Source organism: Pedobacter frigoris (assembly GCF_005116445.1).
Lineage (GTDB): Bacteria > Bacteroidota > Bacteroidia > Sphingobacteriales > Sphingobacteriaceae > Pedobacter > Pedobacter frigoris.
This window is the reverse complement of the sequence record NZ_SWBQ01000003.1, coordinates 317,309-342,778: the sequence shown is the minus strand read 5'-3', so window position 1 is coordinate 342,778 and position 25,470 is coordinate 317,309. Positions and strand designations below refer to the sequence as shown.

The window sequence follows — 25,470 nt, the reverse complement described above, 5'->3', positions numbered from 1 at the left end:
GTTCAAATAGCATTGATGATATGAAAACACTTCCATTAAAAACTTGCTGGCTTCTATTTTTTGTCGGATGTATTTTTAGCGCATTCGCTCAAGTTCGATTAGATAAGCCCAATATTATCATCATACTGGCAGATGACTTAGGCTGGGGAGATCTTGGCTTCCATGGCAGCGAAATAAAAACGCCTAATCTTGATCAGTTGGCTAAGGAAGGTGTAATCTTAAGTCGCTTTTATACGGCTCCGGTTTGCTCCCCTACGAGAGCCGGACTAATGACCGGAAGATATCCCAACCGGTTTGGTTTGCGCGAAACGGTAATACCTCCCTGGAGTGAATTCGGTGTAGATACCGCTGAGCGGTTTTTACCGGTTTTCTTAAAAGATGCAGGGTATCAAAATCGCGTAGCATTGGGTAAGTGGCATCTTGGTCATGCCCAGCGTGTTTATCTTCCTCTTCAGCGTGGGTTTACCAAATTTTACGGGCATTATAATGGGGCTATAGATTACTTTACCCATTTGCGCGAGGGGGAGTTAGATTGGCATGATAATGAAAAAACAAGCACCGACAAAGGTTACAGTACAGATTTGGTGAGCGATAAGGCAGTTGAAGTGATACAAAACGCCGGCGACAAACCTTTTTTTATGTATGTGGCTTATAATGCACCCCATACTCCTTTACAGGCAAAACCTGAAGATCTTAAGGCTTATGGATATTCTACTGAAAAGCCCACGGATCGACAAATTTATGCTACAATGGTAACTAGCATGGACCGTGGAATTGGTCGTATTTTGAGTTCATTGAAAGCGATGAAAAAAGATCAGAATACTATTGTTCTGTTTTTCAGTGATAATGGAGCAAATGTTTCCGGAGGAGGATCAAGTGGTGAGTTGAAGGGCCATAAGTTTCAGGAATGGGATGGAGGGGTTAGGGCAGCAGCTATTGTGAAATGGCCTGCCAAATTAAAAGGTGGTACAAAGACAGAACAGGTAATGGGTTATGTAGACATATTGCCCACGCTTATAGGCATTACCGGAGCCCCATCTAAAAACCATAAACCTTTTGACGGAGTCGATATGTCACCGGTGCTACTTGGGAAACAAAGCCAAATTAACAGAAGTCTGTATTTGGGCTATGGTAGTCTCATCAGTAGTCCCTGGAAAATTGTTTTGGCGAACAATGGTAATCCTGCGATGAAGTTGACCGAACCGGCCCTGTTTAACATCATTGAAGATCCTGCAGAAAAACATAATATCAAAAAAAGCAAGCCGGAGGTTTTTAAACAATTGTTAAACCTCACTAAAAGTTTTGATTCCATCAAGCCGGAGATGGCAGTAGCCCCTTACGATAAAGGGCGAAAAGGGTTCAAAGCACCGAAAGACTGGCTCATTAAAAATTAATACATCATTTAAAATTACTCTTTATGAAATTTCATATTCTTACATTTTTAATGTTAACACTAGGTTTAACAGATTCTTTTGCTCAGCAAATAGACTACAGTCAGCCGGTAAAAGGCAGGTGGCCTGCAGAAAAAGCCACAAAATGGTATGCCGCACAGCCTTGGTTGGTTGGTGCCAATTACCTGCCTGCAACTGCAATCAATCAAATAGAAATGTGGCAGGCTTTGCACTTCTGGTATGTTCCTGACATCCTGTAAAATCTGTTCTTCGGTGATGGGTGCTACAAATGGTTTTCCTTTGATAGGTCTGAATTGCGACATGCGGTTTGCGGCGAATTTGCTGTCGTTGTCACCAGCTTGGACGAGCGTGTCGGTAAACCATTTGACTTCGAATAACTTGTTTTTAAAACTGTCGGCGATCATACTGTCGGTTACCAGGGTAATGGTATCTTTTGAGGAATTGAGGAATATGCAGGACCAATAATCGAAATTTCCTTCAAAGTAGATGAACTGCAAGGTGTCGGTATGGATTTGAGCTTTAGGTTGAAGGTGCTGATTTTTCGTTACCGCGGTTGCTTGCCCTAACTGATCAGCAGCCTTTTTGTTTTTGCAGGCACCGATTAATAAAATGACGGTAATCAACAGGTGAATATTTTCATCGGCTTTGAGTTTGATGCATGCTCAATTTTCAGCAATAATAACGAATTGAGGTGCTGAAATCAATTTCTTCTGCTGAGATGATCAGTTGCATCTGTATCAATATAATTTTTGATTACCTGTTGTTGACTTCAAAGCCACCATAACTGAGCATTTCTGCATTGTGCTGAATGATGAGTTTAAGCCCTAATTTTTCTATCAGGTTCTTGGCCTGGGTGATGGTGTTGTGCATGTTGTTGATGCCTCTGACTTCTATGCCGCGGGCCATCAGTTTAAATTTGTTGGGTTGGAAGGTGTCTATAAACTGTTGTAAATCCGGGGTGATGCTTGTTGCTTGTTTTTCCATTGTAGTTATATTTTTCTGCTTGCAAAGCAATGTTCTGCATTTTAAGTTATCTGGCTAGGTAGGTTATGCTTGGGCTATTCTTAAGATCAATTCAATCGTTTTGGTTGTTGCCTGTTTGCTTTTGGGTAATATCTTTCCATAATGCCCTGTAACCACGCTACAATTTTTGGGCCGATGCGTTTTCCGATTTTCTTTGCTGTCAGCGCCATAATTATTTTGGTCAGGAAGCCCGAGCGTTTGAATAATGTTCTGTTTATAATTTGCGGAAGCAGGTAGGAAAACACTTTGGCGGGCAGATTGATCTTTCCGTTAACTTTGAGCATTTTAAAAGGATCAGCGGGCTTTAATAAACTTTTCATTGGCAGGCTAATTAGCGCGCTTTTTCCTTGGCTAACAATTTCCTTCTGCAGGATGACCTGTTCTGCTTTCAGGTTGGCTTGCATGGCTTTGAGTTCGTCCAGGTTTTTGAGCCTGAGGGTTGTTTTCATTTGTTCGCTATTTAGGCGTTTGGAGTATAGTTTTGGTTCTTCTGGAATTCTTCAGCCTGACCGGTGAATTTTCCGACTAGGTCTTCCTTCATGGAGGCGAGTTTTTCAATTTCTGCTGCTGCTTTGTCTTTAATGGATTCGCCCAAGTCGTTTAGTGACCGGCTTAATTTGTCCCTGGTCTCTGTTCCGCTTTCAGGCGCGATGAGTAGTCCAAGGGCTGCACCTGCGGCTAAGCCTGCCAGCAAACCAATGAGTATGTTTGATGAATTTTTCATATTGCTCTATTATTTGAATCTCCCATGAAAGGTGTAAGAAATGTTATCAGTTGATAACCAACAGCTGGGCGTTTTGTTTTAGGAATAGACATTTAAGCCCGTAATATGAATTTTTGACATTCGATCCTGAAATTTTTTCATTTTTTCTGCAAAATTTTCAGCTCATTCGGCTTGAAACAGCTTTGGCATTTCATTGGATATATCTGGTACGAACACGAAGTTCTGAGTTTAATTAATTTATAAGTTTTAATCATTAAAAAACAGATAAGGAGGACAGACCTATGACACTGGTTAAATTAATCCTAATGGCAATGTGAAGAAAAATGGCCTGATGACTGGCTTTGATGGCGTTTTGTTTTATAGTGTTTTATAATTTGTGTATTGTTAAACATAGTTAGTATAATCATCAATTCTTAAATTAGAACATTATTTTGCAAAATGAATTCAAACACCTATCTTTAGGTCAACAAGGAAGTGTTTCTTTATAATTTACTATGGGACAATAGTTAAACAATTAATGAAATAGATTGTGCTGACTTGATTTGAAATGATTTATACCCTAATCTATATCCTGATCTTTTAAGAGGTTGTAAATGGTTAGAAATAAGATGCTTATGTTGTAGGTTCGGCGTACTGCCACCCCGACAATTACGCTAACTATAAATTAGCTGAATCCCTTTAATTATAAAATTAAAGGGATTTTTTGTTTTTTAGTTTTCTCCCCACAGCTAATTTAGCGCTGTCTGAATAAGTCTCCAGTATTCTTCCTTCCAGGTAAAAAAGCTTCTAAAAAGAATTCATTCTATTGTATTTTCAAAAAACTAGTTTATATTAGTGATATGTTCGAACATATTAAAGATGTACAATTACTAGATCATGGTAGTAAAATACCCTTAAATAGACAGGTGGAGGATATATTAAGGATGTTGATCCGACGTTCTGATTTTAGCAATGGCGCGTTGTTTCCAAAAGAAACTGACCTGGCGCAGTATTGGAGCATCTCGAGAAATACTTTACGACAAGCGATTAACAACCTGGTTAAAGAAGGTTTGCTGGAACGAAAGAAAAGATCAGGAACGCGGGTTACAAGACAAAAAATATCAACTAACCTTAATAACTGGATGAGCTTTACGCATGAGATGGAGAGTATGGGGCTCTCTTTTAAGAATCTCTTGTTGAAGGTCGAGAACAAGCCGGTTAATGAAGAAGTGAGTCAAAATCTGCAAATCCAGGCTGAAACCGAAGTGATATGTTTAAAGCGGGTTCGTAGTATTGATGAAAATCCTATGGTCTATTTCGAATCCTATTTTCATCCACGGATAGGTGTTTCGGCAGATGAAACCTTTGAAAAGCCACTGTATGAGCTATTGGATGAAAAATATAACGTCATACCGGTATATTCTCAGGAAGAAATTAAGGCGACTGCTGCAACAAAGGCTTTGGCCGAAGTGCTAAAAATAAAAGAGGGGGAACCTGTTTTAGAAAGAAAAAGACGGGTACTTGATGCGGACAAGAGGCTGATAGAATACAATATATGCTATTACAGAAGCGATTGGTTCACTTACAGTATAGAAATTAAACGTGACGCTTAAACATCAATCATCTATGGAATCTATCGAATCTGTGCGAAGCAGTACACAAACATTATTACCGCTTACTAATGCTGACCTCAGCTGTCAGCGCTATAATATAATTCCTACGTTTAAGTCAGGACATGAGGTGCAAACGGGCCACGATAGGCTCGCGCAATCCATCCTGGATAAGTCGGCCGCGAACAAAACAGTAATGATTGATGGGTTTGGTGGAGTGTTATGGGAATCGTTTCGTGCCAACATGGAACAACATTTTGTCAGATCCGGTAAAAAAATACAATGGCTTGCTATAGATTCCTGCTTAAAGGGATCTGACGAAATCAAGGAAATGATTGCTGCCAGTGTAAATGGCGATGATCGGGTTTTTGGAAAAAAATATACAGGCAGCCTGGCTGATTTCTTTGATGAGGAGAAAATACAGCAATTGGTGCCCGATGATAGTGCTGATTTGTGCATTGTTTACGGAACAGGTGCAGCGCTGGTTAAATGGCAGGCTCCGCTTGTTTATTTAGATGTTCCGAAAAATGAAATCCAGTATCGGATGCGTGCGAAAAGCATTAAGAATCTTGGGTCGGACGAAGAGCTTGAGAATTACCAGTTATACAAGCGGTTTTATTTTGTGGACTGGCCGGTATTAAATAAGCACAAAGAAATGTTGCTGCCGGAGATTGACTATATCGTAGATGAACAGCGCGTTAATGAAATTACCTGGATGAAGGGTGATGAGTTCAGGAATACACTCGATGCCATGTACGAACAGCCATTTAGGGCCAGACCCTGGTTTGAAGCAGGTATATGGGGCGGTAACTGGATGAAGCAAAAATTGGAAGGATTGCCTCCAGAGGAAATAAATTATGCCTGGTCATTCGAATTAATAACGCCGGAAAATGGGGTAGTAGTGGAAGGAAACCATAATTTGTTAGAGGTCTCATTTGATTTTCTGTTATTCCGAAATAACGACAAGCTGTTGGGTAAAGCAGCCGATAGGTTTGGCCATGAATTTCCAATTCGTTTCGATTTTCTTGATACCTATGACGGAGGCAATCTTTCTATCCAATGCCATCCAAGACCTCAATATATCCAGGAACATTTCGGAGAAACGTTTACCCAGGATGAGACGTATTACATTTTAGATTGCGAACCGGACGCCGATGTGTACCTGGGTTTTCAGGATGATATTAACCCGGATGAGTTTAAACAAGCTTTGCTTGATGCACAAAATGAAGGGATAGAAATGCCGGCAGAAAAATATGTACGGAAGTTTAAGGCACGTAAACACGATTTATTCCTTATTCCTAATGGAACTGTTCATGCTTCCGGAAAAAACAACATGGTGCTGGAAATCAGCAGTACACCATACATTTTTACCTTTAAGATGTACGATTGGCTTCGCCTGGATCTCAACGGAAACCCGCGACCGATCAATATAGATCATGCATTTAATAATCTTTATTTCGACCGAAAAGGCGACTATGTTCCGGAAAAACTGATTTCGAAACAGGAAGTTGCAGACGAATGGGATGGCGGAAGAAGAATATCACTTTCTACACATGAGGAACATTTTTATGCTGTTGACCGGTATGAATTTGATAGAGAGGTGATTATTACTACAAAAGGGCAATGTCAGATCTGTATGCTGGTTGAGGGAGAGTCTGTTGAAGTAACAGCTGGAAACTTTCCCAGTGTATTTAACTATGCTGAAACATTTGTGATCCCTGCTGCGGTGGAACAGTATATAGTTCGCAATAGGGGTGCAGGAAAAGCCTTTTTGGTAGTTGCTTATGTAAAAGACGAGTACTGTTGAAGTTGATCTAAACCAAACTTAAAATCTAACCAAAAAAAGAACCAAATCTAAAACTAAAACTATGACGGAAAGAAAAGGAACCACCCATTTTATTTTTCTCATCACGCTCATTGCGGCGTTGGGAGGCTTTTTATTCGGTTTTGATATGGCCGTAGTGAGCGGCATTATCGAGCCTCTAAAATTGCAATACGGATTATCATCTGCGCAGGAGGGATTGTTTGTGTCCTGTGCTCTGTTGGGCTGTATTGTTGGAGTCGCCTTTTCGGGTTACTTGAGTGATAAAATTGGCCGGAGAAAGGTATTGTTTATTGCTGCTGTTTTGTTTTTAATCAGTGCTATTGGCTTTTCGGTTTCAACAGCCTATTCGATGTTGATTTTCTTCCGTGTCCTGGCGGGTGTCGCTGTGGGTGTCGCTTCTAATGTTTCTCCGCTTTATATTTCAGAGGTAGCACCTTCTAAAAAGCGGGGTCAATTGGTTGTCTTTTATCAACTTGCCATTACGATAGGGATTTTGGCAGCTTACATCAGCAATTTGTTTTTACAGCGCTACGCTACAGCGAATGCAGGGGCCGGCGATGGTTTGCTACATTGGTTGCTGGTTGAAAATGTTTGGCGGGGCATGTTTATCGTAGGAGTTATCCCAGCCGTTGCATTTTGTTTGTTGCTGCTCGTCGTGCCCGAAAGTCCACGCTGGCTGGTACAATATGGAAAGAATGAGGAAGCTTTAAGTATCCTGACGAAGATAAACGGAGCAGAAACAGGGCGATCGGAGCTGGATGCCATTAAAGAAATGGCCAGTCAAAAATCAGGTGGCTACAAAGAATTGATGCGCTTGCCATTAAGTAAACTGTTGACATTGGCGATGGTGCTCACGGCATTGTCTCAATTCAGCGGGATTAACGGGGTAATTTTTTACGGGCCTACCATTTTAAAATCGGCGGGTATTGTGACCAGTGATGCCTTATTTTATCAGGTAATACTGGGATCGGCCAATGTGCTTTTTACATTCATCGCCATTTCAAAAGTCGATACCTGGGGGCGCAGACCACTGTATATTATTGGTTCACTATGCGCAGCCTTTGCTTTGGCACTAACAGGATTTTGTTTCTTGATAGGCATAACCGGCTGGTTTATGCTGGCCAGTATCATATTGTTTCTTTTATTTTTTGCATTCTCTCTGGGCCCATTGAAGTTCGTGATTTCAACAGAAATATTTCCTACACACATCAGAGGGACAGCCTTGTCTATGTGTATCATGACCATGTGGGTCTCAGACTGGGTGGTGAACCTGTTATTTCCGATAATGAGGGATGGTCTGGGGATCGCAACTACATTCTTCATATTTGCCTTCTTCTGTGTGCTGTCCTTTATTTACGCAAAAAAGAAATTGTTTGAGACGAAGGGAAAAAGCCTGGAGGAGATTGAAAAGTCTTGGAATTCAGTAGCAAAATAGATCATGGATGTACAATGAATGAGAGTATGGTGATGTTATAAATAGAAGAACAAAGTAAAAAAATAACCAAATGAAAAAATATTACGCATCGTTGCTAGCTATGTTATTTGCTTTTGCAAGTACAGCACAGGTAAAGAACGGAGATGATACAATCCAGGCAGCGAAAGAAAAAAGTGAGGCTTATTTTCCTTTTGTGAAAAGCAGAGCCTTGGAAGTGATGAAAACAGGGGTCTACCATGGTGAAACGGGTGAAGGACAATAATGGTTTTTACGAGTGGTATTCCGTAGATAACAAACCAAAAGGATCGGGTACTTTTAGAGGAGAGGCCGGTGTGTTTATACGGCCATTACCATGTTTGAAAAATTGAAATAATCATTTAGCAATGGAGGTTAGATATATGAAACCGAATTTTTTTATCAAGATAAGAAGGATAGTAATTGCGCTGATGGTATTTCCATGTGTCTTATTTGCGCAATCAGCCAATTCGTTATTGCAATACGTTAACCCTAATATCGGCACAGCACATTGCCGTTGGTTTCATTATGCACCCGGCGCTTTTCCTTTTGGGATGGCTAAGCCTGGCCCTTCAACCAATGGCAGTTTGAGCAATGCCAATGGCTGGGAAGCTACGGGTTATGATTATCGGGATGAATCGATAGAAGGTTTCCCTAATTTTCATGAATTTCAGGTGGGAGGGATTGTGTTTGCACCGATTACCGGACAATTGCAAACCGTTCCAGGTAAAGCCGAAAACCCTAATGAAGGCTATCGCTCGAGGTTTGACAAGAAAGATGAAGTAGCCACTGCAGGTTATTACGGCGTTTTGTTGAAAGATTACGGTATAAAGGCTGAAGTAACAGCAACACCCCGGGTAGCTTTTCATCGTTATATATTTCCTGAAAATAAGCAATCGCATATACTTTTTGATATTGGAAATAAGCAGGGGGAAAGTGGTGAGGTAAAAGACGCAAAAGTGGTTCTTACAGCTGATGGCCGCATTGAAGGTTTTGTCGTTACGCTACCAGTATATGTGCAAAAATATCAGCCAGGTGCTGAAGTAACGATGTTCTTTTCGGCAGTTTTGGATAAAAATCCAAAATCATTTGGTGTGTTTAGAGGAAAAGAGATTACAGCAGGTAAAAATGAATTGTCAGGCAAGGGGGCAGGGCTATACCTCACATTTGATACCAAAGCAGGCGAAAGCATCACTATAAAGGCAGGTCTTTCTTATACCTCTATTGAAAATGCGAGGTTAAATCTAACTGCAGAAGCTGAGCAATTAAAGTTTGACGATGCAAAAGAACAATCGGCAAAGGCATGGAACAATTCCCTCAATAGAATACAAGTTGAAACACCTGTCTATAATGATAAAGTGAAATTTTATACCGGTCTCTATCATGCTTTACTGGGTCGTGGACTGGCCAGTGATGTAAATGGTGCTTACCCAAAAAATGATGGTTCAGTCGGACAAATACCACTGGATAAAAACGGCAAGCCGCTTCATCATCACTACAACACAGACGCAATATGGGGAGCCTTCTGGAATCTGACTCAATTATGGGCCCTGGCTTATCCGGAATATTATTCTGATTGGGTAAAAAGCCAACTATTGGTCTACAAGGATACCGGCTGGCTAGGGGATGGTATTGCCAACAGCAAATTTGTTTCTGGTGTGGGCACTAATTTTGTAAGCCTTGCCATTGCCAATGCTTACGTCTCCGGTATCCGTGATTTCGATATTAATTTAGGCTATGAAGCTGCAGTAAAAAATGAACTGGATGGAAAAAACCGCCCTTTTGGAGCTGGTAAATCAGATGTTGCCCAATTTGTAAAAAATGGATATGTTGGCCATTTAGATAAGGGAATTGGAGGGAGTGAAACATGGCAGTTCTCAGCTTCTCATACGCTAGAATATTCTTTTAGCAGTTATGCCGTGGCACAATGGGCAAAATTATTAGGCAAGAAAAGAGATTATCAGCAATTGATTCAACTATCGAAAGGGTGGCAACACTTGTTCAATCCGGAACTTAAATTGATACAGCCCAAGTTGGAAAACGGAGCGTTTATTGCCAACTTCAATCCCTCTAAACCCTGGAGAGGTTTTCAGGAAGGAAATTCATGGCAGTACACTTTTTATGTTCCGCATGATCCTTTGACGCTCATCGCTAAGATCGGGCGCAATACATTTAATTCACGCCTTGACAGTGTTTTTCGTACCGCACAAAAAAATGCTTTTGGTGGGGGTAAGGTAATCGACGCATTTTCGGGACTGGAAAGTTTATATAATCATGGCAATCAACCTAGCCTGCACACTTCATGGCTATTTAATTTTTCCCAAAAGCCTTCGTTGACCCAAAAATGGGTAAGGGCAATTTGCAATGAATTTTATGGTGTAGAAGGTATTCATGGATACGGCTATGGGCAAGACGAAGATCAAGGCCAGTTGGGTGCATGGTATGTGATATCAAGTATGGGATTGTTTGATGTGGCCGGGTTAACGGATAGTAAGCCACAACTAGGTTTAGGCAGTCCGCTGTTTACTAAAATTAAAATCAAAGGCAATAAAAAATATTACAGCGGAAAGGATTTTGAAATTGAAGTGAAAAATAATAATGCCGAAAATATGTATGTGCAATCTTTTACATTAAATGGAAACACATTACACAAACCTTTCATTCCATTAAGCGCTGTACAAAAGGGCGGCAAGTTGGTCATTGAAATGGGAAAAGAACCTAAGGACCAATATTAGAATGACTGTTTTAATAAAATAACAGTGATGGAGTGAACGGCCTATTTTAATGTTGAGTTTCGGATGATTAATTCCGGACGAATGGAGACAATCTGATTTTCAGAGATGGAGATACCGGAATCCGGCTCGTTGAAATAAAGCTGAGCGATGGTTTTGCCCATTAAAATACTGTGCTGATCTATGGTTGTAATTGAAGGATTGGCAATTGTTCCGAATGATTCATTAGAATAACCGCAAATCCCCAGTTGTTGTGGTACCTGAATATTCATTTCGGTCGCTACTTCCAATGCACCCAAAGCTGCAAAGTCAGAAGTGGAGGCAAAGATGGCATCCGGTGGTTCAGCCAGTTTTAAGAGCGTTCTGGTCGCGGTGGCCCCCAATTCTTTAGTCCAGGCATTTTCCATGATCAGCTCTGGAATGACCGGAAGGTTGTGCTTTTTCATTGCCTTCAGGTAACCTGCTTTGCGCTGCCTGAAAATATTCAGATTCTGAGGTCCTTCGAGCAATGCTATGCGTTTATAACCTTGTGCTATCATATGAGAAACGGCTTCCATGGCGGCACTTTCATTGTCATTGAGGACCTTCATCGTATCCAATTCATCAGCTACACGGTCAAACTGAATCAGTGGGATGCCCTGTTTCTGTATGTTTTCCAAATGACTGCTGTCTTTAAAATCTGCACTTACAGATATAATGATACAGCTTACGTGTTGATTGGTCAGGGTATCGACGCATTTTATCTCTCTTTCGGCTGATTCATTGGATTGACAAATTACAAGGCTATAGCCTTTTTGATAAGTCACTTCCTCAATACCAGCAATTACATTTGAGAAGAAATTTTGGTTGATATGAGGGACGATGACGCCGATGGTCTGGTTATTACCGGTACGAAGATTAGCAGCAACGCTGTTCACCTTATAGTTCATTTCCTCAGCAGTTTTCAGGATCAGCTGCTTTGTGGCGATGCTGACATTACCGCCATTGTTTAAAGCCCTTGATACCGAAGAGGGGTTTAAATTCAGCTTTTTTGCAATGTCGTAGATCGTAACCCTTTTTGGTTGTTTCATGGTATATATTTTACTAATGTCGAAGAGACACAACAAGATGTAAATATGCAAATATTATTTTAGGCAATCGATTGCTTTTATTGATTATTTCCTTAACTTCATTTTACCAAACAACCAAATAAATGTTATTACTAGGTATCGATTTAGGTACATCCTCAATTAAAATATCCGTGGTAGACGCCTCTTCAGGTGCTATTATTGGTACATCGAGTTATCCGCCCGTGGAGTCGGAGATCATCAGTATACAAAGTGGCTGGGCCGAGCAATCACCGGAAATATGGTGGAATCATGTACAGCAAGCCATTCTTATTTGTAATAGGCAATATTCTTACAATCCCACAGATATTGCAGCCATAGGAATTGCTTATCAGATGCATGGACTAGTCATTGTAGATAAAGACCGGCGTAGTTTAAGGAATAGCATCATATGGTGCGATAGCCGTGCAGTTGAAATAGGAGAGGAAGCAGTCGCTGTACTTGGTGAAAGCTGTTTGCAGGAGCAGTTACTCAATTCGCCCGGAAATTTTACAGCTTCCAAGCTGGCCTGGGTGAAAAAAAATGAACCTGAGTTGTACGCCAAAATTGATAAGGCTATGCTGCCAGGTGATTTTATTGCGATGAAACTTACCGGCGAAATTACGACAAGTAGTTCAGCTTTATCAGAAGGCATCTTCTGGGATTTTAAAAAGAATGGCCTTTCGGAAGATGTGATGGACTATTTTGGTTTTGATCATTCACTGATCCCTCAGGTCAGGCCTGTGTTTTCATCACATGGCGCACTGTTGAAATCTGCAGCAGATTTGCTGGGATTAAAAGCCGGGATCCCTGTATCTTATAAATCTGGAGATCAACCCAATAATGCTTTGTCACTAAACGTAACAAGACCAGGTGAAGTTGCAGCTACGGCCGGAACATCCGGGGTAATCTATGGCGTTACAGACCAGCTGGTTTGCGATAGAGGCTCCCGAGTTAATACTTTCGCGCATGTCAACCATAGCGCTGATGAACAGCGACTTGGAGTGCTGCTTTGTATAAATGGAGCCGGAAGTATGAACAGATGGGCCAAAGCCCGTTTTGGCGATTCGCTTAGTTATGAGCAGATGAATGGCGCTGCTGCGGGCGTTCCGGCAGGGAGCAATGGGCTGCGTATATTACCTTTTGGAAACGGAGCAGAAAGAATGCTTCACAATAGAATTGTCGGGGCTCAGTTGCATGGCATCGATTTAAATACCCATACCAATGCCCACGTTTTTCGTGCAGTACAAGAAGGGATTGCATTTTCTTTTCGGTACGGACTGGACATTTTAAGAGAAAACGACATGGAGCCATCGGTGATCAGGGCGGGAAAATCGAATCTCTTTTTAAGCGATGTTTTCACACAAACATTTGTAAACATCACAGGAATCCCGGTTGAACTTTATGAAAATGATGGCAGTTACGGTGCTGCGGTAGGGGCAGGAATAGGAGCGGGATTATTTAAATCAGCAGCAGAGGCATTTGTCAACAGTAAGCCGGTGAAACTGGTGGAGCCAGATGGTGTAAAGCTTGAAGGAGATTACCTGGATTGGAAAGACCTGCTTGAAAAACAACTATAACATACCTAAACCACAACAATACGAACTAAACTAAAAACCAAATATATGCCTAATATTCAAACCTCTAAGCTATTCTGGGCCAGTTGTCTGGCCTTATTGGTCACCTCACTTTCCTTTGGTATCCGTGCCGGAATTATGGGACAACTGGGTACCGACTTTCAATTGAGTGCTACCCAGTTGGGTACCATTACTGCCACAGCCTTTTGGGGCTTTCCGCTTGCTGTAATCATCGGCGGTTTTATTGTTGACGTTATAGGAATGAAGCGGTTGCTGGTCATGGCGTTCGTATTCCACCTGGCTGGTATTGCACTGACGATCTTCGCAACGGGATACTGGACTTTGTTTTTCTCTACTTTACTGATCGGTATCGCTAACGGTACAGTTGAAGCAGCGTGTAATCCACTTGTGGCTACTTTATATCCAGATGATAAAACCACCAGACTTAACTATTTTCACCTTTGGTTTCCGGGCGGTATTGTAATAGGAACTTTATTGGTCACCCTACTGATACACCTGGGGATTGGCTGGCAGGTGCAGGTGGCATTGATGCTTATCCCGACGCTGATCTATGGTTTTCTTTTTTCAAAACTGGAATTTCCGGTTACCGAAAGGGTTTCATCGGGTTTCTCCAGCGGGGACATGTATAAAGCAGTAGTATCCCCATTGTTCCTGTTTATGGTACTGTGTATGTTCATGACCGGGATCACAGAATTATTTACCGGTCAGTGGATCAGTTTGCTGTTGAAAAACGTGACTGAAAATGCCATTTTACTAGTTACACTTACAGCTGGTATGCAGGTTTTGGGCCGTGCTTTTGCAAAACCAATTGTAAAAAAGCTGGCACCGGCAGGAGTGCTGCTGTTTTCGGCTATATTCTCTGCCGCCGGTTTGTACATGCTCAGTACATTTACAGGCAATTCTATCTTCTTTGCCGCAGTCATTTTTGGTATTGGCGTTTGTTATTTCTGGCCTACGATGATTGGGTTTGTGGCTGAAAATATTCCGCAGTCGGGCGCACTGGGCTTAAACCTGATGGGTGGCGCGGGTATGTTTGCGGTATCTGTTTTTACCATGTTTATGGGAGGATATTATGACGGACTGATCGTTAAGCACCTGCCCGCAGGGGCTGATCTGGGAGCCTATACTGCTTCGGCAGGAGGATCTGCCGAAGCCACAGCTTTAGATGCAGCCAAAAATCTCGCCGGTCCGGAAGTCTTACAAGTGACATTAATTTTGCCATTGATATTAATCGCTGCTTTCGGCGGATTGGTGGTCTATATGCGCTCGAGAAAAGCCAAACAAGTTATTAACTAATCTATTGAACAAAAAATACCACATCAGATGACAAAAATTACTGCTGAAAAAGAATATTTTAAAGGGATCGGAGAGATTAAATTTGAAGGTCTGGGAACCGACAATCCATTGGCATTTAGATGGTATGATCCTGAAAGGGTAATCGGAGGAAAGACTTTAAAAGACCACCTGCGTTTTGCCGGTGCATACTGGCATTCCTTCTGTGGAAATGGGGGAGATCCATTTGGCGGTGCGACACATATTTTTCCATGGGATGTCAAAGATGATCCTATAGGACGCGCAAAGGACAAGATGGATGCAGCGTTTGAATTCCTGACTAAGATGGACATTCCTTATTACTGCTTTCATGATACCGATGTAGTAGACCATGGCAATGACATTAAGGAGAATGAGCGAAGGATGCAGGCTATGGTGGATTATGCTAAGGCAAAACAGCAGGAGACAGGTGTAAAGTTGTTGTGGGGCACAGCCAATTTGTTTTCGCACAGACGATATATGAATGGTGCCGCGACAAACCCTGATTTTCATGTACTGACACATGGTGCCGCACAGGTAAAGACAGCTCTGGATGCAACGATCCAACTTGGAGGAGAGAATTATGTTTTCTGGGGCGGGAGAGAAGGCTATATGTCGCTGCTAAATACCGACATGAAACGTGAACAAGAGCACTTGGCCAGATTTCTGCATACAGCGAAAGATTATGCCCGTAAGAATGGTTTCAAAGGAATGTTTTTTATCGAGCCTAAACCTTGTGAGCCTACAAAACATCAGTATGATTATGATTCGGCAACGGTACTTGGTTTTCTTCAGAAATACGACCTGCTGAATGATTTTAAACTGAATCTGGAAGTAAACCATGCTACACTTGCAGGGCATACTTTCCAGCATGAGCTTCAGGTGGCGGCAGATGCCGGAATGCTGGGCTCTATAGATGCAAACAGGGGCGATTATCAAAATGGATGGGATACCGATCAATTTCCAAACAACATCAATGAGATTGTAGAGTCTATGCTGATCATTCACGGAAGTGGTGGTTTGCAGGGAGGCGGGATTAATTTTGATGCGAAGATACGCAGAAATTCTACTGATCCGGCTGATCTGTTCTACGCCCACATAGGCGGGATGGATATGTTTGCACGTGCGCTGATCATAGCCCATCAAATTCTTGAGGATTCTGAATATAAAAAGGTAAGGACGGAAAGGTATGCATCTTATGACAGCGGCAAAGGAAAGGAATTTGAAGAAGGAAAGCTGAGTCTGGAAGACCTTCGTGAATATGCGGTACAGCATGGCGAACCTGAGACAAGAAGCGGAAGACAGGAATATTTAGAAAACCTGATCAACAGATATATTTAATTGGACACTCAATAGGGTTTTATGAAAACACTTGGAACACTTGATTACGCAGTATTTCTGATTTATTTCCTGATCGTTGCTTTTTATGGCTGGTGGGTATACCGCCAAAAAAGAGCACATAAGGAGAATTCTAAAGATTTCTTTCTGGCGAAAGATTCGCTTACCTGGTGGGCAATTGGCGCATCTTTAATTGCCTCCAATATTTCTGCTGAGCAATTTATCGGCATGAGTGGTTCGGGTTTTAAAATGGGACTGGCCATTGCTACCTATGAATGGATGGCTGCGGCCACATTGCTTATTGTGGCTATATTCTTTATTCCGGTATATCTGAAGAATAAGATCTATACGATGCCACAGTTTTTGCATCAGAGGTACAACAGTACCGTGGCCATGATCATGGCGGTATTCTGGTTGTTGCTGTATGTGGTAGTAAACCTGACCTCAATCCTTTACCTCGGTGCGTTGGCGATACACAGCATATCAGGAATTAATTTGACTGCATGTATGTATATACTGGCCATTTTTGCCATCATTATTACACTTGGGGGAATGAAGGTGATTGGGTATACAGATGTGATACAAGTGTTTTTCTTGATATTGGGTGGATTGGCGACCACTTACCTGGCATTAGACCTGGTTGCTACGCATTTTGGTTCGAGCGGGGTATTGAAAGGTTTTAAACTATTGACTACGCAAGCAGAAGAACATTTTCACATGATCTTAAAGAAAGACAATGAGAATTACCTGGATTTGCCCGGACTTACAGTATTGATAGGTGGAATGTGGATTGTGAACCTGAATTATTGGGGCTGTAATCAGTACATTACCCAAAGAGCACTGGGAGCAGATCTTAAAACTGCCCGTTCGGGAATTCTTTTTGCAGCCTTTCTTAAATTATTAATGCCAGTTATTGTTGTCTTGCCCGGTATTGCAGCTTATGTACTCTATAAGGAAGGTTATGGTGATTTCAAGACCAGCATGAGTCAGGGTGGTGAAGTAGTGCCGGATACAGCTTATCCCGTATTACTGAACCTTTTGCCAACCGGTTTAAAAGGATTGTCTTTTGCGGCACTTACGGCGGCAGTCGTGGCTTCACTTGCCGGTAAAGCAAATAGTATTGCAACGATATTTACGCTCGATATTTACAAGAAGGTCATCAACAAAGATGCACATGAAGACAAACAGGTGTTTATAGGGAGATGGGCTGTTGTGTTGTCTATGCTGATCGCCATTTTGATTGCTCCATTGCTGGGTATTGATAAAAAAGGAGGGTTTCAGTTTATACAGGAATATACCGGCTTTTTCTCACCGGGTATCTTCGCGATGTTTATACTAGGCTTCTTCTGGAAGAAAACGACCTCTAATGCAGCTTTATTTGCGACTGTAGGAGGCTTTGCACTCTCAGTTCTATTAAAGTTCATGCCTTTTGTTGTCGATCTCCAATTCCTGAGCGCCTCCGGATTTTCAAAGCTGGTTGAGCAAAAAGATGGCTCCATGCTATATGAAATTCCTTTTCTGGACCGTATGGGATTTGTTTTTCTGATATGTATGGTGGTTATGTACCTGATTAGTGTTTTTGAAACCAAAAGGGGGGTTGTTGCAAAAGGGCTGGATATTGATAGCGGAATGTTTAAAACGAACAGAAGCTTTACAGTAGGGGCACTCATTATATGTGGATTGCTGATCGCTTTATACACTATTTATTGGTAGGCAAGAGATTCGTTGAGATAAAAAGCCTTTAGATCATTTGATTTAAAGGCTTTTTACTTTTGCGCGGTGTTAAGTATCAAATCTTTCCTAATTTTGGGAGAAAGAGATATTATCTATTATGCTTGGATTGAAATTATTGACAGACCCGAGGTGGGCAAACATTGCTGAATCAAATTTGGAAGAGATACTGACTGATCATGCGTGGTGTGAACAAAAGGCAGCAACGAATGCGATCACCATTATTGCCAATAATTCAGAGCATATGGAATTGGTGGAATCACTAACGGTTATTGCACTTGAGGAAATGCAGCACTTTCAGATGGTGGTAGACATTATTAAGAAAAGAGGATATACACTCGGGCGGGAGCGAAAAGATGATTACGTTGGGCAGCTGGTAAAATTTAGTAAAAGAGACGGAAGCAGAAATTCTGCATTTATAGACCGTCTTTTATTTGCCGCAATGATTGAAGCAAGAAGTTGTGAGCGTTTTCGTGTGTTGTCGCAAAATATTAAAGACCAGGAGCTGGCTAAGTTTTATCACGACCTGATGATTTCTGAAGCTGGACATTATACGGTATTTCTAAATTTTGCCAGAAAATACACAATAGATATTGATGTTGATAAGAGGTGGAAAGAGTGGCTTGAATTTGAAGGAGAGCTGATTCAGAGTTTTGGGAATAAGGAAGCTATTCATGGATAATAAGGTAAATGAAATTTAATTTGTTGATTCTGTGAGGTTAACTGAATATGACGAAGATTTATTTATGAGGTAATGAAGATTTTTATATCTTTGCACCATCAAAAAAGAAGATACCAGTTCGGGGTGTAGCGTAGCCCGGTATCGCGCCTGCTTTGGGAGCAGGAGGTCGTAGGTTCGAATCCTGCCACCCCGACACCTCCCAGTTCATCTGGATGCAAAAGCCCCTAAATATCACTATTTAGGGGCTTTTTAGCTTTTAAGCAATCCTTTTCAGTACATACTATTCCTCCTGTCATGCGAACAATAAGGCGAACAGATTTAATATTTATATTTGTTCATCATAAAGAGTTTAACTAATTGATATTCAAAGATTTGAACTAATATTATTTGAATTCATTTGTGTCAAAATGAATTACTTTTTTAGTTATCTGGCAAACTGTTTTGATTAATTGATTTATATCAATTCATGTAAGTATTTAAATCATGAAAGATGAGATCAACAAACACTTTCGGGATTCATTTTGTGTAAGGATGAATCGGGGCAAAAATGGCAAGGCTGCAATCTATGTTCGTATTGTGGTTAACAAGAGCCGTTGCGAAGTAGCACTTAAAAGAATGTTAGACCTAAGCGATTGGAAGCAATCTAAAGGGTTAGCTAAACCCAGAAACGAAACGCTCAAATCACTTAACAGCTATCTAGAACAATGTAGATGCTTATTAGCTTCCCACTATCAAGATTTCATTATTAACAAACAGTTGGTAACCGCTAAAGCAATGCCGTTTAAAGCAACAGAGCCAGCGCTTGCGCCATCTAAACCCGCACATAAACCGAGCAATGTGGTTTTGCCGCTACCTGAGGGACCTGTAATGGCTACGGTTTCACCTTTGGTTATGGCTAAATTAATATCTTCTAATACGGTAAGGGTGTTGTTAGCGCTTCGGTAGGTTTTGCTAACTTGCTTTATCTCGAGTATGTTTTTCAATGGCTTTGCGTATTTAAGTTTTAGCTATATTTGAAATCAAAATAAATGTATTCTTGTTTCTGTTAAAGAAAATTTATTTTGAGTTTTAGAGTTTAAAAAAATGGAGATGTTACGAAAACATGTGTTTTATATGATGGTTTTGGCCGTAAATATGGGTAATCCGTATGCAAGCGATTTCAAAAATATGTTTCCGGCATTGGCCGAAAAGAATAACATGATGCTAATTCCTCTTCTATTGGATAAAGTGGGGGGAGTGCCAAGTTTAAATCAGCCAGATGGGATCTATCCGACAGCGGCAGGGGATAAGATTTTGGCTGAGACTGTTTGGGTTTACTTGCAGCCTCAACTTACAGAACGATAATAAAAGCAAATGAGTCTGGATGAACGCTCATATCGGGGATTTTCAGACACTGATCTTATTAAAATGATCGGTTCAGGAGATCATACGGCTTTTTCAGAATTATTTAGACGTTATAAGGAACCCCTATATTTTCACGCCAAACGGATGCTTGGCGATCAGGATGAGGCAAGGGACATTGTTCAGGATGTATTTACAGCTATCTGGTCTAAACGTGAAATACTGGTTATTCCTGCGGCGGTCGACAATTACCTGTACGGATCGATCCGCAATAAAATACTGGACTACATTGCCCATCAAAAGGTCATTATCAAATATGCGGATTCATTTGACAGGTTGCTAGAGACGGGCATTTCCTCTACCGATGATCTCGTTAGCGAAAAGGAATTGGCGCGTATTATCCAAACCGAAATTTCTCGCCTCCCTGAAAAGATGCGAGAAGTCTTTGAACTGAGCAGAAATGGTGAGCTTTCCTACAAGGAAATCGCCGAAAAACTCCATTTATCCGAACATACCGTAAAAAAACAGGCGCAGCGAGCTATTAAAATCCTTCGGTTAAAAATAAAATTAACTATATTTTTCTTTTTTTAAAGTACCCCTAAGGCTGAGTTGCCCGTCTGACGTTTTATAAGGGAAGATTATGAAAAAGTCAACGTTAAAAGAGCTATTAATTAAACGACGGGATGGCACCATTACTTCAGAGGAACGCCTACTGCTGGAAACGTGGTATAATCATTATGCAGACCAGGCGGTGCCATTCGAAAATACGAGCCGTTATTTAACCGATATGCAGGCATTAGATCAAGCATTTGCAACAAAAGAAAAATCTAAATCCGTAAAGCTTTGGCCTCGTTTGGTGGCAGCGGCGGTTATTATTTTAATAGCCGGTGCAGGATTGTTCTATTACGATCTAAAAACGAAGGAAATAAATAATCAGGTAGTAGTTACTAACGACATACCTCCCGGTGCACTTAGTGCTACCTTAACTTTAGCTAGCGGCAAAAAGATCAGGTTATCTGATGAGGCCAACGTTGAACTGGCAAATGAAGCCGGGATCAGCATCTCTAAAACCGCAGATGGCCAGCTAATTTACGAGCTAAAAGAAGGCGCAGGCAGTTCGGATAAAATCAATACTTTGTCTACCGAAAAAGGAGAAACCTACATTTTAACCTTGCCAGACAAAAGTAAAGTCTGGCTTAACGCGGCTTCTAAATTAACGTATTCGGCTTCATTATTAAAGAATGGAAAACGCAGTATAAAGCTTGAGGGAGAAGCTTATTTCGAGATCGCAAAAGACAGGGCGCACCCTTTTGTGGTAGAAAGCAAGGGACAGGAAGTTGAGGTACTGGGCACGCATTTTAACATCAATAGCTATTCGGATGAAGGAGCAACAAAGACCACCTTATTAGAAGGATCTGTTCGAGTTTCATCACCTGCAAAACGAGCTAGCCGGACTGGAGGAAACACTGATAAAGTAACTTTAAAACCCGGACAGCAGGCCTCAAATAACGGAACAGCCCTTCAAGTAGGTGAGGCAGATATAGAAAGTGTTACTGATTGGAAAAACGGCGACTTTTTCCTTAACCGCGTAGATTTCCGGACGGCCATGCGTAAGATTGCCAGGTGGTATGACGTAGAACTAATTTATGATAGCTCCATTCCCGACGATATCCAGTCCAGCGGTTACATTTCAAGAGGCAAAAAACTGTCTTCCGTACTCAAATTGATCGAAAGATCGGGTCAGGTTAAATTCAGAGTTCAAGGCAGAAAAGTTTACATCTATAAATAACAGAATTATTCACCTTTCAAAATCAGAACATGATCAAACATTTACAAACAGAGTAGTTCGAACAATAAAATAACGAACCAGATCCCGATGGCAATCGGAACCTGGTTGCAGTTCGGAACAATCAATTAATCAACTGTTAAACCGCAGTAGGCCACAAGTTTTTCGAGGACAAAGGCCGCTGCTTAACCGAAACTAAACAAATGTATAAAATTTTAATGCGAATTATGCGATTAACCACCGTTATATTGCTAGTCTCCCTCATGCAGGTCAGTGCGGCTACGTTTGGCCAGCGCATCACCATAAACCAGCGCAACGCGAACCTTGAAACCATACTCATAGAAATTAGAAAACAAAGTGGCTATGACTATTACTATGACAGCAAGATCGTGTCCAAAAATCAACGGGTAAACATTTTTGTAACCAATGCCAATATAGAGGACGCCCTAGAAAGCCTTTTTAAAGACCTTGCGCTAAGCTATGAGATCGAAGACAAGACGGTGGTGATCAGAAAGAAAACGATTTTTCCCAGCAACCAGCCATTGCGCCCTGCCAATATCGACGTCATTGGTCGCGTGGTTGATGAAAACAATATGCCTTTATCTGGAGCTACCATTGCGGTTGTACTAAATGAAGAAGGCAATACAACCGTAGTAAGAGTTAGTGGTGCAGTAATGAGCAATGCTGCCGGAGAGTTTTCATTAAAAAATGTTAATGAAAATGCCACGCTAATTGTAAACTATCTAGGCTACAAACCCCAACGTTTAAAGATTTTAAGAAACATGGGTACCATTAAAATGGTGCCCAATGCAAGTGAGTTGGACGAAGTAATGGTGACGATAAATACAGGTTATCAAAGCCTGTCGAAGGAAAGAAGTGCAGGTTCTTTTGGCAAGCCTGATATGGCCATTATCGAAAACCGTACAGGTAGCATGAATATATTGCAACGTTTGGATGGGTTAGTAGCAGGCCTCACCGTCAACAACTCACCCAGTGCCAGTCAGAACCCATTATTAGTACGCGGATTGGCTACGGTAGGCATTCCAGATCAGCTGGGCGTTTATTCGGGTACCAATAGAAATCCATTATTTGTGGTCGACGGTATTCCGATGGAAGATGTATCTACCCTTAATCCGCAAGATGTAGAAGATATTACCGTATTAAAAGATGCCTCAGCGGCTTCTATCTGGGGTGCTCGGGCGTCTAATGGGGTAATTGTGATAGTAACCAGAAAGGGCTCACGCGGCGAAAAATTAAACATCAATTACGATGCCTTTTACAATTTTCAGGGACGGCCTGATCTGGATTACTACAGAACGTTAAATAGTCAGCAGTTTATTCAGGCAGCTACCGAAGTTTTTGATCCCGTAATAAACCCTTGGGCTACTGTTTCAGGTTTTGTTAATACGGGTGGTTCTGGTGTAGCCCCACATGAAAGAATTCAATACAATTTATCAAGAGGTCTTGTTACACAAGCACAAGCGAAAGCAAGTCTGGACAGCCTTGCTAATCAAAACAACAGGCAACAAATTAGAGACCTTTGGTATCGAAATGCCTCCTTAATGAACCATACCCTGTCGTTTTCTACCGGCAGTAGCAAGTATGCAGTTTACGGTTCTGGTGCCTATACCAATACGATGAGCAACCGTCCGGGTGAAAAAAACAATGCGTATAAAATTAATTTAAGGCAGGATCTTTCTCTTGGAAAAGCCGTTCAGCTTAACCTCATTACAGATCTTACGAATAATATTTCGAGTAGTAAACGTACCGTACAAATCGATAACTTTTATTACCCTTATCAGTTGTTTAGAGATGGCGCAGGTGCTAACATTTCGATGCCTTATATGGGCTATTTGAGCGATGAAAATCGTATAGATTATGAGAACCGCAGTCGCGTTAGTTTAAATTATAATCCGCTAGATGAGTTTGATTATGGATACACTAACGATAATACTATACTTAGCCGTAACGTATTAGGCGTAAATGTAAAGTTAATAGATGGACTTAAATTTGAAGGAACCTATGGCTTTGTAAAAGGAAGCGGAAAGCGTGAAAATTACGAAGACACCAAAAGCTATAAAGTAAGAAGCGAACTGGTACAGTTTACCGTTGCGCCCACGCTCACACACCGGTTTATTCCCTCCCGAATAATGGCGGTAAGTATAGTATTAGTAATGTTAACCAGCAAAATTGGACCATTAGAAATCAACTTAGTTATAATCGCAACTGGAACACGGATTTGCATCAGTTAAGCCTTTTGGTAGGGCAGGAAGCTCAAGAACAACGAGAAACTACGAACGGCAGTTTGGTGAGGGGCTATAACGACCTGTTGCAAAGCTTTGGTGCGGTAGATTATGCAACATTAGGTGTTACCGGCGTAACCGGGCCTGTTATGCCAAACAACGCAGGCAGAAGTATTCTGACTAACGATATATTTAATCAGGCAGATCGCCAAACCCGTTTTACTTCCTATTACGCTAATACGGGTTACACTTTCGACAGGAAATATGTGCTGAATGGAAGTTTCCGTGTAGACCAGAGTAACTTATTCGGGCTTGATAAATCTGCGCAAAATAAACCCATATGGAGTGTGGGTGGAAAATGGATACTTAGTTCAGAACGTTTCATGAAAGATCTGATGTGGTTAAATCACCTAGCAACCAGAGCTACTTACGGTTTAACCGGTAATTCGCCGGCTCCAGGTACTGCGGCATCATACGATATCCTTGCTACCCAGCGAAGTAGCTTCTTGCCTGGCGGCGTAGGATTACGTGTAGCTACTCCATCTAATGCCAAACTGACCTGGGAAAGTACAAGTACCGTTAACTTGGGACTAGACTTTGCCTTGCTAAACAACCAGATTAGCGGTTCAGTTGATGTTTATCGGAAAAAGACCGATAATCTGTTGGGCTACCTGCCTACGAACACATTTACGGGCTATGCCAGCATTGTAGGTAATTTGGGCGACCTTGAAAATAAAGGGATTGAGTTGAGCTTAAATACCTTGAATATCCGCAAAGGCGACTTTAAATGGAATACTATTTTTAACGTAGCCTATAATAAAAATACCATCACCAAATTAAATCTGGGTGCTCCTGTAACTACCGGAAGGGATAGAGTAAACCAACAATATGTAGCTGGTTATCCTGCCTTTGCTGTATTTGCATACGAATATGCGGGACTAGACAACATGGGCGACCCGCAGATTAAATTAGCCGATGGTACCGTTACCAAAACACCTAATGTATCAAAGGTAAACGATGCCAAGTATATGGGTACCTACCAACCGGTGTGGAGCGGCGGTGTAGCCAATGTATTTAATTACAAAAGCTTTAGTTTAAGTGCAAATGCGGTCTTTAATCTGGGCCATGTGATGCGAAGAGATGTAAATGGTTTTTATTATGGCCGCATCTTGCATGGAAATATAGAGAATTTAAGTACGGGAGCTGGTTTTAAAGGCGGAAACCTACACGCGGATTTTGCAGCGCGCTGGAGACAGCCTGGAGACGAATCGCACACCAACATTCCGTCTTATGTGGCGAATCCCGCTATAAGTACGGCACGTAGAGATGTTACCCATTATACCAGAGGCGACATCAATGTGGTGAGCGCATCTTTTGTTAAGCTAAGAGATATTACGTTGGGGTACAGTCTGCCTGCTTTATTGCTAGATAATTTGAAGGCAGATCAAGTCACTTTCAGGCTTCAATTATCTAATGTAATGCTCTGGAAAGCCAATAAGGATGGCATTGATCCAGAATTTATCAGTGCCACCTTCGGTAACAGAAGTATGCTAGCCAATCAAAATGCAGTATCATTCGGACTGAATGTCAAATTTTAACT

21 protein-coding genes, 1 tRNA gene and 2 pseudogenes are annotated in these 25,470 nt (G+C 41.4%); 18 read left to right on the top strand and 6 right to left on the bottom strand.

What is annotated here, in order from left to right:
• Positions 1 to 20: 20 nt before the first annotated feature.
• The gene (locus tag FA047_RS12220) at positions 21 to 1,394 is read left to right on the top strand and encodes an arylsulfatase B (protein WP_136836348.1); all 1,374 of its coding nucleotides are present in this window, start codon (positions 21 to 23) and stop codon (positions 1,392 to 1,394) included.
• Between the two features lie 65 nt (positions 1,395 to 1,459).
• Here FA047_RS12220 and FA047_RS20675 read toward each other — a convergent pair whose 3' ends face one another.
• The 4 genes from FA047_RS20675 to FA047_RS12200 form a co-directional block, all read right to left on the bottom strand.
• On the bottom strand, positions 1,460 to 2,035 hold the full coding sequence (locus tag FA047_RS20675) for a hypothetical protein (RefSeq protein ID WP_205943304.1): 576 nt from the start codon (positions 2,033 to 2,035) through the stop codon (positions 1,460 to 1,462).
• Between the two features lie 130 nt (positions 2,036 to 2,165).
• A complete protein-coding gene (locus tag FA047_RS12210; protein WP_136836347.1) occupies positions 2,166 to 2,396 on the bottom strand; it encodes a hypothetical protein in 231 nt (76 codons plus the stop codon).
• 86 nt (positions 2,397 to 2,482) lie between these two features.
• A complete protein-coding gene (locus FA047_RS12205; protein ID WP_136836346.1) occupies positions 2,483 to 2,884 on the bottom strand; it encodes a hypothetical protein in 402 nt (133 codons plus the stop codon).
• Between the two features lie 11 nt (positions 2,885 to 2,895).
• Complete coding sequence (locus FA047_RS12200; RefSeq protein ID WP_136836345.1) at positions 2,896 to 3,159, bottom strand: YtxH domain-containing protein; 264 nt, start codon at positions 3,157 to 3,159, stop codon at positions 2,896 to 2,898.
• A gap of 839 nt (positions 3,160 to 3,998) precedes the next feature.
• Between FA047_RS12200 and FA047_RS12195 the strand changes: the two genes are divergently transcribed.
• From FA047_RS12195 to FA047_RS12175, 5 genes and pseudogenes are all read left to right on the top strand, one after another.
• Positions 3,999 to 4,751 (top strand): GntR family transcriptional regulator, encoded by a 753-nt coding sequence (locus FA047_RS12195; protein WP_225872715.1) that lies wholly within the window; start codon positions 3,999 to 4,001, stop codon positions 4,749 to 4,751.
• Positions 4,752 to 4,764: 13 nt separating this feature from the next.
• Complete coding sequence (locus tag FA047_RS12190; protein WP_225872714.1) at positions 4,765 to 6,555, top strand: class I mannose-6-phosphate isomerase; 1,791 nt, start codon at positions 4,765 to 4,767, stop codon at positions 6,553 to 6,555.
• A gap of 58 nt (positions 6,556 to 6,613) precedes the next feature.
• Positions 6,614 to 8,008, top strand: a pseudogene (locus FA047_RS12185) (sugar porter family MFS transporter); the annotation flags it as partial.
• 70 nt (positions 8,009 to 8,078) lie between these two features.
• Positions 8,079 to 8,270, top strand: a complete 192-nt coding sequence (locus FA047_RS12180) for a hypothetical protein (protein ID WP_136836343.1) — start codon at positions 8,079 to 8,081, stop codon at positions 8,268 to 8,270.
• A gap of 136 nt (positions 8,271 to 8,406) precedes the next feature.
• The gene (locus tag FA047_RS12175; protein WP_136836342.1) at positions 8,407 to 10,758 is read left to right on the top strand and encodes a GH92 family glycosyl hydrolase; all 2,352 of its coding nucleotides are present in this window, start codon (positions 8,407 to 8,409) and stop codon (positions 10,756 to 10,758) included.
• 41 nt (positions 10,759 to 10,799) lie between these two features.
• On the opposite strand, the gene FA047_RS12170 is transcribed toward FA047_RS12175, so the two are convergent.
• Positions 10,800 to 11,825, bottom strand: a complete 1,026-nt coding sequence (locus FA047_RS12170; RefSeq protein WP_136836341.1) for a LacI family DNA-binding transcriptional regulator — start codon at positions 11,823 to 11,825, stop codon at positions 10,800 to 10,802.
• 122 nt (positions 11,826 to 11,947) lie between these two features.
• Here FA047_RS12170 and FA047_RS12165 point away from each other — a divergent pair, with 122 nt between their 5' ends.
• The 7 genes and pseudogenes from FA047_RS12165 to FA047_RS20995 all read left to right on the top strand — a co-directional run.
• Positions 11,948 to 13,420 (top strand): xylulokinase, encoded by a 1,473-nt coding sequence (locus FA047_RS12165; RefSeq protein WP_136836340.1) that lies wholly within the window; start codon positions 11,948 to 11,950, stop codon positions 13,418 to 13,420.
• Positions 13,421 to 13,465: 45 nt separating this feature from the next.
• Positions 13,466 to 14,734 (top strand): MFS transporter, encoded by a 1,269-nt coding sequence (locus FA047_RS12160; protein ID WP_136836339.1) that lies wholly within the window; start codon positions 13,466 to 13,468, stop codon positions 14,732 to 14,734.
• Between the two features lie 27 nt (positions 14,735 to 14,761).
• Positions 14,762 to 16,090 (top strand): xylose isomerase, encoded by a 1,329-nt coding sequence (gene xylA / locus FA047_RS12155; protein ID WP_136836338.1) that lies wholly within the window; start codon positions 14,762 to 14,764, stop codon positions 16,088 to 16,090.
• A 21-nt stretch (positions 16,091 to 16,111) separates the two neighbouring features.
• A complete protein-coding gene (locus FA047_RS12150; RefSeq protein WP_136836337.1) occupies positions 16,112 to 17,800 on the top strand; it encodes a sodium/sugar symporter in 1,689 nt (562 codons plus the stop codon).
• A gap of 118 nt (positions 17,801 to 17,918) precedes the next feature.
• Positions 17,919 to 18,500: a tRNA-(ms[2]io[6]A)-hydroxylase gene (miaE, locus tag FA047_RS12145; RefSeq protein WP_136836336.1), complete on the top strand. Its 582-nt coding sequence runs from the start codon at positions 17,919 to 17,921 to the stop codon at positions 18,498 to 18,500.
• A 119-nt stretch (positions 18,501 to 18,619) separates the two neighbouring features.
• Positions 18,620 to 18,693: transfer RNA gene (locus tag FA047_RS12140), tRNA-Pro, on the top strand.
• A 290-nt stretch (positions 18,694 to 18,983) separates the two neighbouring features.
• A pseudogene (locus tag FA047_RS20995) lies at positions 18,984 to 19,214 on the top strand (Arm DNA-binding domain-containing protein); the annotation flags it as partial.
• A gap of 17 nt (positions 19,215 to 19,231) precedes the next feature.
• Here the strand turns inward: FA047_RS20995 and FA047_RS20520 are convergent.
• The gene (locus FA047_RS20520) at positions 19,232 to 19,483 is read right to left on the bottom strand and encodes an ATP-binding cassette domain-containing protein (protein ID WP_169304409.1); all 252 of its coding nucleotides are present in this window, start codon (positions 19,481 to 19,483) and stop codon (positions 19,232 to 19,234) included.
• Positions 19,484 to 19,589: 106 nt separating this feature from the next.
• Here FA047_RS20520 and FA047_RS12130 point away from each other — a divergent pair, with 106 nt between their 5' ends.
• The 5 genes from FA047_RS12130 to FA047_RS12110 all read left to right on the top strand — a co-directional run bounded on the left by FA047_RS12130 (position 19,590) and on the right by FA047_RS12110 (position 25,468).
• Positions 19,590 to 19,844, top strand: coding sequence for an SGNH/GDSL hydrolase family protein (locus FA047_RS12130; protein WP_205943303.1), 255 nt, complete (start codon positions 19,590 to 19,592; stop codon positions 19,842 to 19,844).
• Between the two features lie 9 nt (positions 19,845 to 19,853).
• Positions 19,854 to 20,432, top strand: a complete 579-nt coding sequence (locus FA047_RS12125) for an RNA polymerase sigma factor (RefSeq protein ID WP_136836334.1) — start codon at positions 19,854 to 19,856, stop codon at positions 20,430 to 20,432.
• A 49-nt stretch (positions 20,433 to 20,481) separates the two neighbouring features.
• On the top strand, positions 20,482 to 21,630 hold the full coding sequence (locus FA047_RS12120; protein ID WP_136836333.1) for a FecR family protein: 1,149 nt from the start codon (positions 20,482 to 20,484) through the stop codon (positions 21,628 to 21,630).
• 200 nt (positions 21,631 to 21,830) lie between these two features.
• A complete protein-coding gene (locus tag FA047_RS12115) occupies positions 21,831 to 23,879 on the top strand; it encodes a SusC/RagA family TonB-linked outer membrane protein (protein WP_136836332.1) in 2,049 nt (682 codons plus the stop codon).
• Entirely contained in the window at positions 23,867 to 25,468 is a 1,602-nt protein-coding gene (locus FA047_RS12110; protein WP_394347574.1) for a SusC/RagA family TonB-linked outer membrane protein, read from the top strand. Before FA047_RS12115 ends, FA047_RS12110 begins: the two co-directional genes overlap by 13 nt.
• Positions 25,469 to 25,470 lie beyond the last annotated feature (2 nt).